This window comes from Mucilaginibacter aquaedulcis (genome assembly GCF_030409325.1).
Lineage (GTDB): Bacteria > Bacteroidota > Bacteroidia > Sphingobacteriales > Sphingobacteriaceae > Mucilaginibacter > Mucilaginibacter aquaedulcis.
Window position 1 is genome coordinate 343,426 of sequence record NZ_JAUFPR010000008.1, and the last position, 14,328, is coordinate 357,753.

The 14,328-nt window shown below is 40.9% G+C and carries 14 protein-coding genes; 10 read left to right on the plus strand and 4 right to left on the minus strand.

Annotation, left to right across the window (positions count from 1 at the left end; all coding sequences use genetic code 11):
• Positions 1-19: 19 nt before the first annotated feature.
• The 4 genes from QWZ01_RS25580 to uvrB form a co-directional block, all read right to left on the minus strand.
• Positions 20-2,524 (minus strand): hypothetical protein, encoded by a 2,505-nt coding sequence (locus QWZ01_RS25580; protein ID WP_290328574.1) that lies wholly within the window; start codon positions 2,522-2,524, stop codon positions 20-22.
• A gap of 89 nt (positions 2,525-2,613) precedes the next feature.
• Positions 2,614-2,910, minus strand: a complete 297-nt coding sequence (locus QWZ01_RS25585) for a hypothetical protein (RefSeq protein WP_290328576.1) — start codon at positions 2,908-2,910, stop codon at positions 2,614-2,616.
• A gap of 5 nt (positions 2,911-2,915) precedes the next feature.
• Entirely contained in the window at positions 2,916-3,164 is a 249-nt protein-coding gene (locus tag QWZ01_RS25590; RefSeq protein WP_290328578.1) for a DUF4834 family protein, read from the minus strand.
• Between the two features lie 165 nt (positions 3,165-3,329).
• Positions 3,330-5,354, minus strand: a complete 2,025-nt coding sequence (gene uvrB, locus QWZ01_RS25595; protein WP_290328580.1) for an excinuclease ABC subunit UvrB — start codon at positions 5,352-5,354, stop codon at positions 3,330-3,332.
• Positions 5,355-5,515: 161 nt separating this feature from the next.
• Between uvrB and upp the strand changes: the two genes are divergently transcribed.
• The 10 genes from upp (at position 5,516) to lptC (ending at position 14,253) form a co-directional block, all read left to right on the plus strand.
• Positions 5,516-6,160: a uracil phosphoribosyltransferase gene (gene upp / locus QWZ01_RS25600; protein WP_290328582.1), complete on the plus strand. Its 645-nt coding sequence runs from the start codon at positions 5,516-5,518 to the stop codon at positions 6,158-6,160.
• Between the two features lie 128 nt (positions 6,161-6,288).
• Entirely contained in the window at positions 6,289-6,984 is a 696-nt protein-coding gene (locus QWZ01_RS25605) for a YjjG family noncanonical pyrimidine nucleotidase (RefSeq protein ID WP_290328584.1), read from the plus strand.
• Complete coding sequence (locus QWZ01_RS25610; RefSeq protein ID WP_290328587.1) at positions 6,981-7,502, plus strand: DinB family protein; 522 nt, start codon at positions 6,981-6,983, stop codon at positions 7,500-7,502. Before QWZ01_RS25605 ends, QWZ01_RS25610 begins: the two co-directional genes overlap by 4 nt.
• 257 nt (positions 7,503-7,759) lie before the next feature.
• On the plus strand, positions 7,760-8,614 hold the full coding sequence (locus QWZ01_RS25615) for a UDP-2,3-diacylglucosamine diphosphatase (protein WP_290328589.1): 855 nt from the start codon (positions 7,760-7,762) through the stop codon (positions 8,612-8,614).
• Between the two features lie 217 nt (positions 8,615-8,831).
• Positions 8,832-9,833, plus strand: coding sequence for a glycosyltransferase family protein (locus QWZ01_RS25620; protein ID WP_290328590.1), 1,002 nt, complete (start codon positions 8,832-8,834; stop codon positions 9,831-9,833).
• Between the two features lie 9 nt (positions 9,834-9,842).
• Positions 9,843-10,865, plus strand: coding sequence for a DUF6427 family protein (locus QWZ01_RS25625; RefSeq protein ID WP_290328592.1), 1,023 nt, complete (start codon positions 9,843-9,845; stop codon positions 10,863-10,865).
• A 45-nt stretch (positions 10,866-10,910) separates the two neighbouring features.
• Positions 10,911-11,603 (plus strand): phosphoribosylformylglycinamidine synthase subunit PurQ, encoded by a 693-nt coding sequence (gene purQ / locus QWZ01_RS25630; RefSeq protein WP_290328594.1) that lies wholly within the window; start codon positions 10,911-10,913, stop codon positions 11,601-11,603.
• Entirely contained in the window at positions 11,603-12,346 is a 744-nt protein-coding gene (locus tag QWZ01_RS25635; protein ID WP_290328596.1) for a type III pantothenate kinase, read from the plus strand. Before purQ ends, QWZ01_RS25635 begins: the two co-directional genes overlap by 1 nt.
• A complete protein-coding gene (gene bamG, locus QWZ01_RS25640) occupies positions 12,339-13,658 on the plus strand; it encodes a BamG family beta-barrel-assembly machinery protein (RefSeq protein WP_290328598.1) in 1,320 nt (439 codons plus the stop codon). Before QWZ01_RS25635 ends, bamG begins: the two co-directional genes overlap by 8 nt.
• Before the next feature lie 16 nt (positions 13,659-13,674).
• Positions 13,675-14,253, plus strand: coding sequence for an LPS export ABC transporter periplasmic protein LptC (lptC, locus tag QWZ01_RS25645; protein ID WP_290328601.1), 579 nt, complete (start codon positions 13,675-13,677; stop codon positions 14,251-14,253).
• The last annotated feature ends 75 nt before the right edge of the window (positions 14,254-14,328 follow it).

Here is a 14,328-nt window from a genome sequence, read left to right on the forward strand (position 1 = left end):
TCTTATATCAGTTAAAGTTTTATACTTTTTTAGCAGCCGGTTTCACTTCTGCTTGTTTCTTTTTGGTTTCGGTATAAAGGGCACCACCCAGTGCCAATACCAATAGTATTGAACCTGCTAAAGAGATTTTTTCTCCAGCATAGTATGAGGTTGGGTGGAAATCGAATTCGATAGTATGGTTACCAACAGGTATTTGCGCTGCACGTAAAAGATAATCGGCACGGAAGTATGGTTTCTCCACGCCATCGATCAGCATTTTCCAGCCTTTGTTATAATAAATTTCAGAGAAAACAGCGATCTGCGAAGTAGTAGAACCGCTTTTATAAGTCATATGATCGGGTGAGTAATGAGTAAGCGTAATTGTGCCGGCAGGGTCGCTCCCTAATGATTTTTCGTCGATAATACTTTTGTATTGCTTGTCAACAATGGCCTCATCTTTAGGAGAAAAACTACTGATGGCCTGCATTTCCTGGTCGGCATTATCTGCATACTTAACACTCTTCACAAACCACGCATGGCCACACGCAGTAGGGTTGGCCTGCATCTTTAGGTTTTGATTTTTAGGGTCAGATGAAATAATGTATTTGGTGTTCAGCATATCCAAAACATCCTGATTAACGCTTTTGGTAAACTGGCTTAAATACAATTCCTCATATCTTTTTAACCTTGCAGCCGAATAACCTGTTATAGACTTATGGAAAAAAGGATTGAATGAATCTGACCTGAAATCAGCTGTTGCATCAAATACACGGTAATCCGGATCGGGATCTTTCACGATAAACTGATCAACTTCACGAGGTTTAATAGCCTGGGCTGTTTCAATCTTATCCTGAAAGTTTTCATTTTTTAAATAGCGCCTGTCTATCTGCCACATATCAATTAATGTTAAGGCAAGTAAAACTATGGATAAGGTAAGCACATTCATTTTTTGTTTGATAAATGCCCAAACAACTCCAAAAGTTAAAAGCACAAATATCAATGAACGTATGGCATCCATCCGGGCCAGGGATATCCTGTCTCTAACAATAGCAGCAGCAACATCATTGGCCATGGCTGCATTATTTTGAAAAGCCTGAGTTAAATAACCAATACCGGTAGCCTGATCCTCGGCCCTGAAGCTTAAGATAAGATCAGGAACTACAACAAATAATAAGGCAAGACCACCCACGATGTATAATGAAAGCAATAGCTTTTTCAGAATAACAGTACGATCTTTTGATTCAATAATTTCCTGAATTGCCAAAAAGCCAAGTATGGGGAAACAGATACTGGCCACAGCCAATATAGACTCAACCGCACGGAATTTATTGTATAAAGGGAAATAGTTGAAAAACAGGTCAGACAAAAATGGTAGATTTCTGCCAAATGAAAGGAACATGGTTAATATTACTGTAGCTAATAACCACCATTTAATGCGGTTTTTGATGATAAGCAAGCCAAACAAAAACAGAAAGCAAACTACTGCTCCAAAATAATATGGGCCTGCTGTACCTGGTTTATTACCCCAATAGGTAGTCATGCCCGGTACTGAGGCGGTGATTTGCCGGGTATAATTTACGGCCTGATCTTCCGGAACCCCTTTTGCTATCAGTGCTTTAGCAGTTTCTGAATTTTGATCAAGTACTTCGGTTCCTGAACCGCCGCCATAGGCGTTAGGTATTAAAAATGTGAATGATTCACCAACACCCTGGCTCCATTGGTAAGCGTAATCTTTATCAAGGCCATTACTTGGTTCTTTAGCAGTTTGTGTTAGGTTTGATTTTCCACGAATGGTTTCAGTTCCGTAATCATAAGTGCTCCATAAGCTTGAAGCATTTACAGCAAGTGCCAGCAAAGTTGCTCCGCCAATGTAAGCCATTGACTTTAAGTATGCCTGTAAGTTTTTTGTTTTTATTGCATGATACAGTTCAATCCCAATTAATATTATTAATGATAATAATAGGTAATAGGTCATTTGAACGTGGTTGGCCCTTATTTCCATAGCCAGGAAAAAAGCTGTTAAAGCTCCACCTAAAATATGTTTACCTCTAAGGGTTAGAATAATACCGGCAAGTATTGGTGCAAAAAATGCTATAGCAAAGGCTTGATTGGAATGCCCAGCAACCAGTAAAATTATATTATATGAGGAAAACGTAAAGGCAACTGCACCGGCTGCCGCAAGCCATGGGTTTAACTTAAGTACAATGAATAAAAAGTAGGTTCCCAATAAAAGTATGAGTACGGTATCAACCGGGTTAGGGAATGTAGCTTTTATTGCCGACACAACATGCGTGGTGATATTATCAGGATAAGGTGCCCAGATCTGAAAAGCGGGCATTCCGCCAAATATTTGATTGGTCCAAAGTATGGTTGTATCCTTGGCCCGGTAATCCATTATTTCTTTTTGGGTAGATTGGGCTCCAATAACATCGCTTTGGCCTAATGTTTTACCTTGAAAAGCAGGTGTGAGGAAAAAAAAGCATATAGCTATAAAAAGTGCAATAACGGCCAAATGAGTACCATTACGTTTAAACCAGTTGTTCATTTACGTTTTTTTGGAAAATGGGTAATATATATTCCTCAAAAATAGAAATTTGAATGAGAATAGGAATTATTAGTTTGTAAAGGAATTGCTTAACAATTGAGGTCGCGGCTGCGCATCAGGAAAAACAGCAGCAGCAGGCCGCCAATGCTTATTATGTAAGCTATAGCCTGGGGTTTGCCGTAATCCTCACGATATTTACGGATGCTGAAAAAATTGTAAAGGGCAAGCGCACCTAAGGCAACCCAAAAAAAAGTATTGATTTTGGCGCAGGTGGCAAACAATTGTAAGGCAACTACAAATACAATATAGTTGATAACGATCAGTGTGATAGACTCAGGGGTATTATTATGATTAGGGCGTCTTTTATATATTTCTTCGGGTATCATACGAATTATTTTATCTCTTCGTAATCAACAAATTCACCTTCAGAATCGGGAACAGTATTCTTTTTGCCCTGCGGAATGTAATCAACCTTTATAGCGCCCTCAGGCTTTCTTGACTGACGTTGCTGTTGCTGGCTATGTTGTTGCTGCGCTTTATTTACCACACTTTCAAAAAGTACCGGTAATAAGTACCGCGCTAAGCTGCGTATTATATATAATATGCAAATTGATATGAGTAAAAAACGAATTAGAAGCATCTGATTAATTTTTAGCTTACAAATATAAGTTATATAACGTTAAAATTGTTTTATTATGATATAAGGTTGTCTGAATCAGAATTCCAGAATTGAGAAATAACAAAATGACGTAATTACATTCTAAAATTCATAAATTCTGGAAATTCTGATTCAGATGTTTTTCATCTAAAACTTTTCCTCCATCATTTTTTCAAGGGCAAACATTTCGTCGCGTAATTTGGCGGCCTGTAAAAAGTCCATATTCTTGGCGGCTGCCAGCATTTCTTTTTTAGTATTGTCAATTGATTTTTTCAGATCGGCCTTGGTCATGTACTGCACTATAGGGTCGGCAGCCAGTGATACAGTGTCAGCCTCTACATAGGCTTGCTGCACGCCACCTTTAAAATCAACAACAGATGTTTGCTCCATGATTTCCTCGCGGCTTTTACCTACTGTTGTAGGGATTATACCGTGCTGGGTATTATAAGCAATCTGAATATCGCGCCGGCGGTTAGTTTCGTCCATAGTGATCTGCATCGAGTCGGTTATTTTATCGGCATACATGATAACCCTGCCTCGATCATTACGGGCAGCTCGGCCAATAGTTTGTATCAACGATCTTTCCGAACGCAGGAAACCTTCTTTATCGGCATCCAAAATAGCTACCAGAGATACCTCCGGCAAATCGAGTCCTTCGCGCAGCAGATTGATACCTATCAGTACATCAAATTCGCCCAGGCGTAAACCTCTTAAAATCTCCACCCTTTGCAGGGTTTTTACTTCGGAGTGTATGTAGCGGCATTTAATGCCAAGCCTGTCCATGTATTTAGCCAGCTCTTCGGCCATACGTTTGGTGAGGGTGGTAACCAATACCCTGTCGCCCATTTTTATGGTTCTGTCAACCTCGTCAAGCAGGTCATCAACCTGGTTTATCACCGGGCGAATCTCAATAACGGGATCAAGCAGGCCAGTTGGGCGTATTACCTGTTGAACCACTACACCTTCAGATTTTTCCAATTCAAAATCGCCGGGGGTAGCACTTACATAAATAGTTTGGGGAGCCAATTTTTCAAACTCCTGGAAATTGAGCGGCCGGTTATCCAAAGCCGCAGGCAGGCGAAAACCATAGTCGACCAATGAGATCTTACGCGACCTGTCGCCGCCATACATTGCCCTGATCTGAGGAACGGTTACGTGACTTTCGTCAATCACCATCAGATAATCATCGGGGAAATAATCAAGCAGGCAGAAAGGACGTGCCCCGGGCTGCCGCCCATCAAAAAAGCGCGAATAATTTTCAATGCCCGAGCAGTAGCCCAGTTCGCGTATCATTTCCAGATCGTAGTTAACCCTTTCTTCCAGGCGTTTGGCTTCCAGGAAACGGCCATCGTCAATAAATTGCTTTTTGCGGGTTTCCAGTTCTTCCTGTATAGCCCAGATAGATTGCAGAAAACGCTCACGGGGGGCCACGTACAAGTTGGCGGGATAAACCACCATGTGAGTCATTTTTTCAACCGTTTTGCCGGTGCTCACATCAAAGCTGCTGAGTTCTTCAATATCATCGCCAAAAAAAGAGATCCGATAGGCATAATCCAGATAGGCCGGAAAAATATCAACTGTATCGCCTTTCACCCTGAAAGTACCGCGTTTAAAATCGGCTGTGGTGCGGGCATATAAAATTTCAACCAGGCGGTGCAAAAAAGCGTTGCGGCTAATGCGCGTACCTACCGCGAACTTGAAAACCGAGTCGGCAAAATCATCGGGGTTACCCATACCGTAAATACATGATATGGACGATACCACGATAACATCCCTGCGGCCCGACATCAATGCCGAAGTGGTACGTAAACGAAGTTTTTCAATCTCCTCGTTTATCTGCAGGTCTTTTTCAATATAGGTATTGGTGGTAGGTATAAATGCTTCGGGCTGGTAATAGTCATAGTACGATACAAAATAGTTTACCGCGTTTTCCGGAAAAAACTGTTTGAATTCGCCATAAAGCTGTGCTGCCAGTGTTTTGTTATGACTTAATATTAATGTTGGCTTTTGCGTTTGCTGTATCACATTAGCAACCGAAAATGTTTTGCCCGATCCGGTGACACCCAGCAGGGTTTGAAACGGATCGCCATTATTTACACCTTCAACCAGCTGCCTGATAGCTTCGGGCTGGTCGCCGGTAGGTGAGTATTGTGAAGTTAAATTAAAATCCATGTTACTATGTAAAAATACGAATAATCCGGTAATAGGTTTTGATGGATCAAAATAAGTACATGATAATGACAACTGTATGTCAGCAATAGTTTATCGGCCCAATCATATTAATTTAAAACACGACATACGTTATTGTGGTTTAAAAGAATTAAATTTAAGTCATGATTTTTATCCTGAACAAAACAAACTCCGTGGCCAACCAATTTTTGGCCCAACTGCGTGATGCCGAAATTCAGCAGGATAAAACACGATTCAGATATAACCAGGAAAAGCTTGGGCAGATACTGGCTTATGAGATCAGTAAAAGCTTCAAGTACGAGCCCAAGGAAGTGCAAACATCATTGGGTACAGCTACTGTAAATATTTCTGCTGATGAACCGGTGCTGGGAGTTGTTTTAAGGGCCGGGCTGCCTTTTCAGCAGGGTTTCCTGAATTATTTTGATCAATCACCTTCGGCGTTTATTACCGCCTATCGAAAAGTAAAACGTAACGGAAGTTTCATTATACAGGTAGATCATATATCAACCCCAAACCTCGACGATAAGATATTTATTTTGTGCGATACCATGCTGGCCACCGGGCAAAGTGTAGTGGTAGTTTGCAAAGAACTGATGGCCCAATACAAAATTAAGGAGCTGCACATAGCTGCCGTTATAGCCAGTAGCGAGGGTGTTGCCCATGTACGTGCTAACTTGCCCAAGGCAAAAATATGGGCATGTGCTATTGATGAAGAAATGACCAGCAAGGCCTATATAGTTCCCGGCCTGGGCGATGCCGGCGACCTTGCCTTTGGCGAAAAAGCCTGATGATTTTGGATTTCGGATGTTCGATTTCGGATTTGGTCGTAGAAAATTTTAATTTTGAATTTTTAAAAGTGTTTTGATTTTGAACCCCTGATTTAAATAAATCCAAAATCAAACACCCGAACTCCGAAATGAAAAACTACAAACACATTTTCTTTGATCTTGACCATACCATCTGGGATTTTGATAAAAACGCCGAAGAAACCCTGCATGAGCTTTATCATATTCACCAGCTGCATACCATAGGCTTATCATCGGCCAATGTGTTTATTGAAACATATACCCGCCATAACCACCAGCTTTGGGCGCAATACCATGTTGGGCAGATCACCAAGGATGAGCTGCGCGAGGCTCGTTTCAAAAAAACATTTATAGAGCTTGGCCTCGACCCGGATGTTATTCCTGTTGATTTTGAGGATGCTTACGTAAGATTATGCCCTACCAAAACTAACCTGTTCCCGCACGCGCACGAAACCTTACAGTATCTTCAAGCCAAGTACACACTGCATTTAATATCAAACGGGTTTAAGGAATCGCAGCAGTTAAAAATCGCGGGCTCCAACCTGGCGGGCTATTTTCAGCACATCATTGTATCTGAAGATGCAGGAGTGAATAAACCCGATAAAGCCATATTTGAATACGCTTTAAATTTGGCCGGTGCTACTAAAGAGGAAAGCGTAATGATAGGTGATAGCCTGGAGGCCGACGTATACGGCGCGCTTAATTTTGGTATGGATGCTATTTATTTTAATCCTTTCAATGCCCCGCAGCCTCCTGATGTGCCGGTGCAGATTACTCATTTAAAAGAGCTAACTTTAATGTTATGAACATTGCCAGGGAGTACAGAGCCATTGAAGCGGCATTAACTACTTATCGCGAACAACTGGATGTTATCCCTGATGAGCTATTTGCCGAAACCCCGGCCGATGGAAGCTGGTCGTTTTCGGAGGTTTACAGCCATATCATGAAAGCCTCATCAGGCTCAATGATAGCTATGGAACGCTGCTCAAACAGTAACTGTCCGCCAACTTCAAAGGGTTTATCCCTGCAAGGACACTTTGTTTTAATGTTTGGCTGTTTTCCTCCGGTGCCCATCAAAACCCCTGATGGTACCGAGGGCAACAAGATCACAGAAGAAGATGCGAGAAACCTGCTGATCAAATTCAGGCAACGCATTGAAAAGGTTATGCCCATGGTAGCAAATTCTCCGGCCAAGGTACGTTATGCGCACCCTAACCTGGGTATGCTTAATGCTAAGGAGTGGTTTAAGTTTACCCGTATACACCTGCAGCATCATTTAAAGCAGATTGAACGTATAAAAAAGAAATTTCACCTACCGAAGTAACCTTTTATATTTAATAACGTCTTAACAATAAGATAATTTGGTTTACCGACATTTGTTAAAATCATTATGTGATGAATTTTGAATACGCCTATCTGGTTGTTATAAGTTTGCTGCTACTGGTTGGCGCATTTTATATGAGCCCTTATGAACTAAATGTTAATGAAGACGAAGACGACGAGTAATCGTTTGTTAAGCAATTCAATGAAAACCATTAACTGGCAATATCTGCCGGATGAGCAATTAACCCCCCAATTTTAATGTCGAAACGTGAAGTTGATATCGTAGTAATATCTGACGTGCACCTTGGTACATATGGGTGCCATGCCAAAGAACTGCTTAAATATTTAAAGAGCATTAAACCTAAAATGCTTATCCTCAACGGCGATATTATTGATATATGGCAGTTCAGTAAATCATACTGGCCCGAATCACATATGAAGGTGGTACGCCGCATCCTCAAATTTGTAACAGATGGCATCCCCGTACATTACCTCACCGGTAACCATGACGAAATGCTGCGCAAATTCACCGATTTTAACCTGGGGTCATTCCAGTTACTCAATAAAATAGTACTCAACATCGATGGTAAAAAGGCCTGGATATTTCACGGCGATATATTTGATGTTACCATGCAGCACTCCAAATGGCTGGCCAAGCTGGGCGCCGTTGGTTATGATTCGCTTATCCTGATCAATAGCCTTACCAATTGGTTTTTAACGGCTTTTGGTCGTCAAAAAATGAGCTTTTCGCAAAAAGTAAAAGCCAGGTTCAAAGAGGCTGTAAAATTCATTAACCAGTTTGAACAAACCGCCGCCGACCTTGCCGTCGACAAAAACTACCAATACGTAATTTGCGGTCACATTCACCACGCCGAGATCAGGGCTATTGAAAATACCGATAAAACGGGTTCAGTGCTATACCTAAACTCGGGCGATTGGGTAGAGAGCCTTACCTCGTTGGAATATATGAATGGCGAGTGGAAAATATTCAAATATAACCCCGACGATTTTAATACCGATGCCGACGAAGATGATAAAACAGATGCCGAAGATCTGGATGCCAAGCTTGATGTTAAAACTTTGTTGGAACGCTTTAAACAGGAGCCTCATTAATTGTATCAGGTAGTTAGTATCAAGTAGTTAGTATCAAGTATCATGACTTTAAAAAGCGATCAGCTGTTTACAAGAAATCCTGATACTTGATACTAACTACTTGATACTAATTTGTAACTTGACCGCCGCAACTAAAACTATGAATCATCACGTTTAAAACTATGCAAAGGTTGGCTTATGCTGTTGCCTTACAGGAGTTTAAAACACCGTTACTATCATGAAAATACTTTTTGCCATACAGGGAACCGGTAACGGACACATAAGCCGGGCCCGCGAAATTGTGCCTTTACTACAGCAATATGGCGAGGTTGACCTGTTAATAAGTGGCACCGAGGCCGAAGTTTCGCTTACGCAGCCGCTTAAATATAAATTTCATGGTTTTAGCTTTGTGTTTGGCAAAAAGGGTGGGGTTGATAACTGGGCAACATTTAAGATCATGAACCTGCCCCAGCTTTGGCGCGATATGCACAGCTTGCCGCTAAATCATTACGATTTAATTATTAATGATTTTGAACCGGTAAGTGCCTGGGCTTGCCGCCTGCAAAAGGTGCCTTCAGTATCATTAAGCCATCAGTGTTCGTTTGTATCACCAAAAACACCAAGGCCTGCCAAATGGAATTATGCCGAGTGGTTGTTTAAATATTATTCGCCAACCACTTATCATGTTGGTTTTCATTTTGACCGGTATGATGATTTTATAAATACCCCGGTGATCAGGAGCGGCATCCGCGAAATGGAAACGGCCAACCTGGGGCACTACACCGTATATCTGCCGGCTTATGATGATAAAACACTTTTGAAGCACCTCAGCCTGACCGATGCCAAGTGGCAAATTTTTTCCAAACGGCAAAAAACACCATACCGGCAAGGTAATGTTGAGATATTTCCGGTAAATAACGAAGCCTTTAATAAAAGCCTGGCCAATTGTGAAGGCCTGCTTACGGGCGGCGGCTTTGAAGGGCCTGCAGAAGCCTTATTCCTAAAAAAGAAAGTGCTGATGATACCCATGAAAGGGCAGTATGAGCAGCAATGCAACGCGCTTGCCGCATCAAAAATGGGTGTGCCCGTGGTTAATGAAATCAATGATAAATTTGCCGGGCATCTGAATAACTGGATACAGGACGATAAAAAAGTAATCGTAAATTTTCCTGACGATACCGCCCGCATAGTTGATGATTTGATAAAGCGATATGCAAAGCCACAAAGCATTGTAGCTTAAAAGGTTTTTGTGCTAATTTTACCACCCGAAAAACAGCGCGCCTTTATGATCAATATTTTCAGAGCCTTTAATCCACTGAATGCTTTATGGCTAATAGTAGTATTGTTCTTGTCGCGCGTGGGGTACCTGTTCCATGTTCCGGCCCGGGTGGAGTTTATATTTGTTGAGCCCTTTGCCAGGTTGCTGGTACCTATCTCGTATGAATACGCTTTTTCGCCGGTTTTAAATATCCTGCTGGCCTCGGTATTTGTTTTTATACAGGCGCTGCTGCTCAATTACCTCATTAATTTTTATAATCTACTGGGTAAACCCACATTTTTACCGGCGTTGATGTATGTAACGCTGTCGGGTTTGTTTGCGCCTTTTTTGGTGCTGAGCGCCCCGCTTATCTGTAATTTCCTGATCATTTGGATGTTGTTTAAGCTGTTCAGTTTATACAAAGGCGATGATGCAAAATCTACCGTGTATGATCTGGGGATGATCGTGGCACTGGGGTCATTGATCTATTTTCCGTTCATCTATTTATTTTTAGTGATCTGGATAGCACTGGTGCTGTTTAAGCCATTCAACTGGCGCGAATGGATATCTGGCATGCTGGGTTATGGTACCGTGTTTTTTTTCCTGGCTGTGCTATATTATTTAAACGATAAACTCTCCAGTTTTTCCAATATCTGGCGGCCGCTGGCTACAAAGTTCCCGGATCATATCAGCATCAACTCCTATAATTACCTGCTGCTTGTGCCTGTAATTGTGATCCTGGTGCTCTGTTTTTTCAAATTGCAGCAAAATTTTTTCAAAAGTTACGTGCAAATACGAAAATCTTTTCAGCTGTTATTTTTTATTTTTTTTATCACGGCATTTTCATTTTATGTGAACGCCTCATTCCACTTAAATCATTTTTTATTGTGTATAGCGCCTGTTGCGGTGTTTTTTGCCTATTTTTTTCTGTATGCAACCCGCAAATGGTTTTACGAAAGCCTGTTTTTATTGCTGCTAATCAGCATCATCTGCTTTCAGTTTAACAATTTTTAACTTTTACATTCGTTCAAATTTCAGCGGTTATATTAGTTTTGTAACATGAAATTTGGAGTAGTTATATTTCCCGGATCTAATTGTGATGAAGACATCATATATGTATTAGAAAAAATAATGGGTCAGCAGGTAGTAAGATTATGGCATAAAGACCATGATTTACAGGGTGTTGACTTTGTTGTTTTACCAGGGGGCTTTTCTTTTGGCGATTATCTTCGTTCTGGTGCCATATCACGTTTTTCGCCAATTATGCAGGAAGTTATTCAATTTGCAGCAAAAGGTGGTTATGTGATGGGTATCTGCAACGGTTTCCAAATACTAACCGAAGCCGGTTTGCTGGATGGTGCATTACTGCATAACGAAAATCGTAAGTTTATTTGCCGCAACATTTATTTAAAGCCGCAAACAACCCAATCATTACTTACCGCTCAATTAGTACAGGAGCAGGCATACAGGATCCCTATCGCTCATGGCGAGGGTAATTACTTTGCCGATGCTGATGTAGTGAAAAAGCTTAATGATAATGAGCAAATATTGTTCAGGTATTGCGATGAGGCAGGTAACATTGTGGCCGAGGCTAACCCTAACGGATCTTTACAAAACATTGCGGGTATCTGTAATGCTAACAGGAACGTATTTGGTTTAATGCCACACCCTGAACGTGCTGCTGATAGCCTGGTGGCTAATGAAGACGGACTTGCTATTTTTGAATCAATATTATCATTGGTGAAGGCCTGATGACCAATCTGGTTATCGATATTGGTAATACGTATACAAAAATCGCGGTTTTTAGGCTGAATGAATTGCTGGTAGTTGATCAGTTTGAAATGGTTGATGCTACCGTGGTGGAAAATTTTCTGAGCAATTATAAGGTTGACAGGGCCATAATATCGTCTGTTAAAAAACATATTGAGCCCTGGCAAACCAACTTGAGCCAAAAAGTTGAGATCACTTATTTCAGCACCCTGGTTAAAACCCGTATACAAAACCATTATTTAACTCCAGAAACACTTGGTACAGACAGATTAGCGGCCGTTATTGGTGCAAACCATTTATATCCGCACTTAAATAACCTGGTAATTACCGGTGGCACAGCCATAACATATGATTATATAGATGCCGGGGCAAATTATTTTGGCGGCAGTATATCGCCGGGTTTAAATATGCGTTATAAGGCTTTAAATCATTATACGGCAGGCCTGCCACTGATTAGTGCAGATGCAAACTTTAACACAGCCTACGGCGGCAATACAGAAGCTGCCATACGCTCAGGTGTGCAAAACGGAATAAAATATGAATTGTGCGGGTTTATTGAAAGTTATAAAAGCAAAAGCCCGCAATTGAATATTATACTAAGCGGGGGCGATAGTATTTTTTTTGATACTCTATTGAAAAATAGCATCTTTGCCCCCTATATTAAAATTGAACCTTATTTGGTTTTAAAAGGATTAAACGCAGCTATACAAAAGCATAATGATTAAATATACCAGGTTCTTAATAACATTTTTATTTGCTGCTATTTCATTCGCGGCACATTCACAATCAACTGCTACTTCAAGCTCTCCATACTCACGGTACGGTATAGGCGATATCGACCCTCAGTTAATGCCTCAAAATGTGGCTATGGGCGGTATAGGTGTAGCTACCAACAAGATTGGCTATTTCAACAATATCAATGTTATAAACCCGGCTTCGTATGGCGCCATAAACCTTACTACTATTGATATAGGTGTTTATGCAAACTTTTTAACCTTAAACCAAACAGGTTCGGCCAGCCAAACCAACAGTAACTTCAGGTTAAGCCATGTGGCCTTTGCGGTACCGGTAACCAAACGTTCGGCATTAAGCTTTGGTTTATTACCTTACAGCGAGCGTGGCTATAACTATAAAAACTCGGTTAAAGGTTCAGGTACAACGTCACCTGCCGATACCAATGTTACCAATTATACTTACAGCGGCGACGGTGGTTTATCAAAAGCATATTTTGGTTATGGTTTTGGCATAGGCAAACACTTGTTATTGGGTGGTAACGTATCGTACATATTTGGTACATTAAAAGATATTAGCACTACCGAGATCCCTGGTCTTGGCGGAACTATTAACTCAAAAATTGAGCAAAGTAATTCCATTGGAGGCTTAAACTATGATTACGGTATCCAGTACTCGTTTGATTTTTCTGAAACCAAACACCTTGTTTTAGGATACTCGGCATCGGCCAGTTCAAAACTTAATTCAACAAGCAGCTTTATTGTGAGCCAGTACACCAATGACTCAAACGGTAATGAGGATATTCCGCTGGATAGTGTTGTTAGTAAACAGGATCCAAAATCAAAAATTAAACTTCCGCAAACCAACCGTTTCGGTATATCTTTTCAAAGCGACGGTAAATTCCTGGTAGGTGCCGATTATACCATGAGCAAATGGTCAAACCTTAGCATTGGAGGCGTAAACCAGGGTTTAACAGACAGCCGTACCATTAACATTGGTGGTCAGTATACTCCTAACATATCTACCCTGCGTAACTATCTTGCTTCTGTTGATTACCGTTTAGGTGGTATTTATGATGAAACCTACATGGTTGTAAACAACACCAGGATCAAAAGATACGCGGTTACTGCGGGTTTAGGTTTGCCGCTGCGCCCTAACAATGGCAGCTTTTATAAAATAAATATTTCGGCAGAGGTTGGCCGGAGAGGTTCATTGGTAAATGGTTTAGTGAGAGAGAACTATGTGAACCTTCACCTGGGCTTTACCTTGAACGACAGGTGGTTCCAGAAATATAAATTTGATTAACAACATGTATAACCGGGTGAAAAATTTACAAAGGCTGAGCCTGTTGTTATTGCCCGTGCTTATGTTTTCCATATCATCGTGCGAGAATGATCTGAATAAGGTTAAGGAAATAGCCTCCAATGAAGTGGGTATTATAGTAGCGCCAACTATCGGTGTTGATCTCATTATGAGCGATTCGGCAAAGGTGGTTTTCCATTTAACTGCACCATTAGTATTAGAGTACAATCCTGAAAATCCTAAAAAAAGTTATAGAATAGCACCTAAAGGTATCAAGGTGATCCACTACGACAAACAGACCGGTAAAGAAGATGGTACCATTATTGCCGACACCGGCATCATTCATAACGGTGATAAACTTTATGAATTTAAGAAAAATGTAGTGGCAACTAATGCCAAGGGCGAAACCTATAAGTCTGAACAGTTATTTTGGGATTCGGCCACTAAAACAATATATTCTCATAAAACCGTTGAAATTACTATGGAAGGCGGCAATGTGATGAATGGTGATGATTTTGTGAGCGATGATAAGTTTGTGCATCCCAAATTAAGGAATAGCAAAGGCTTGTTTCACGTAGACGAAAATGCAACGCAATAACGTTTTTTTATCAGGAAAATTTTGTGTTATAGAATTTTACTAAAAATTGTATCTTGCGCCCTCTTTTGAAGAATA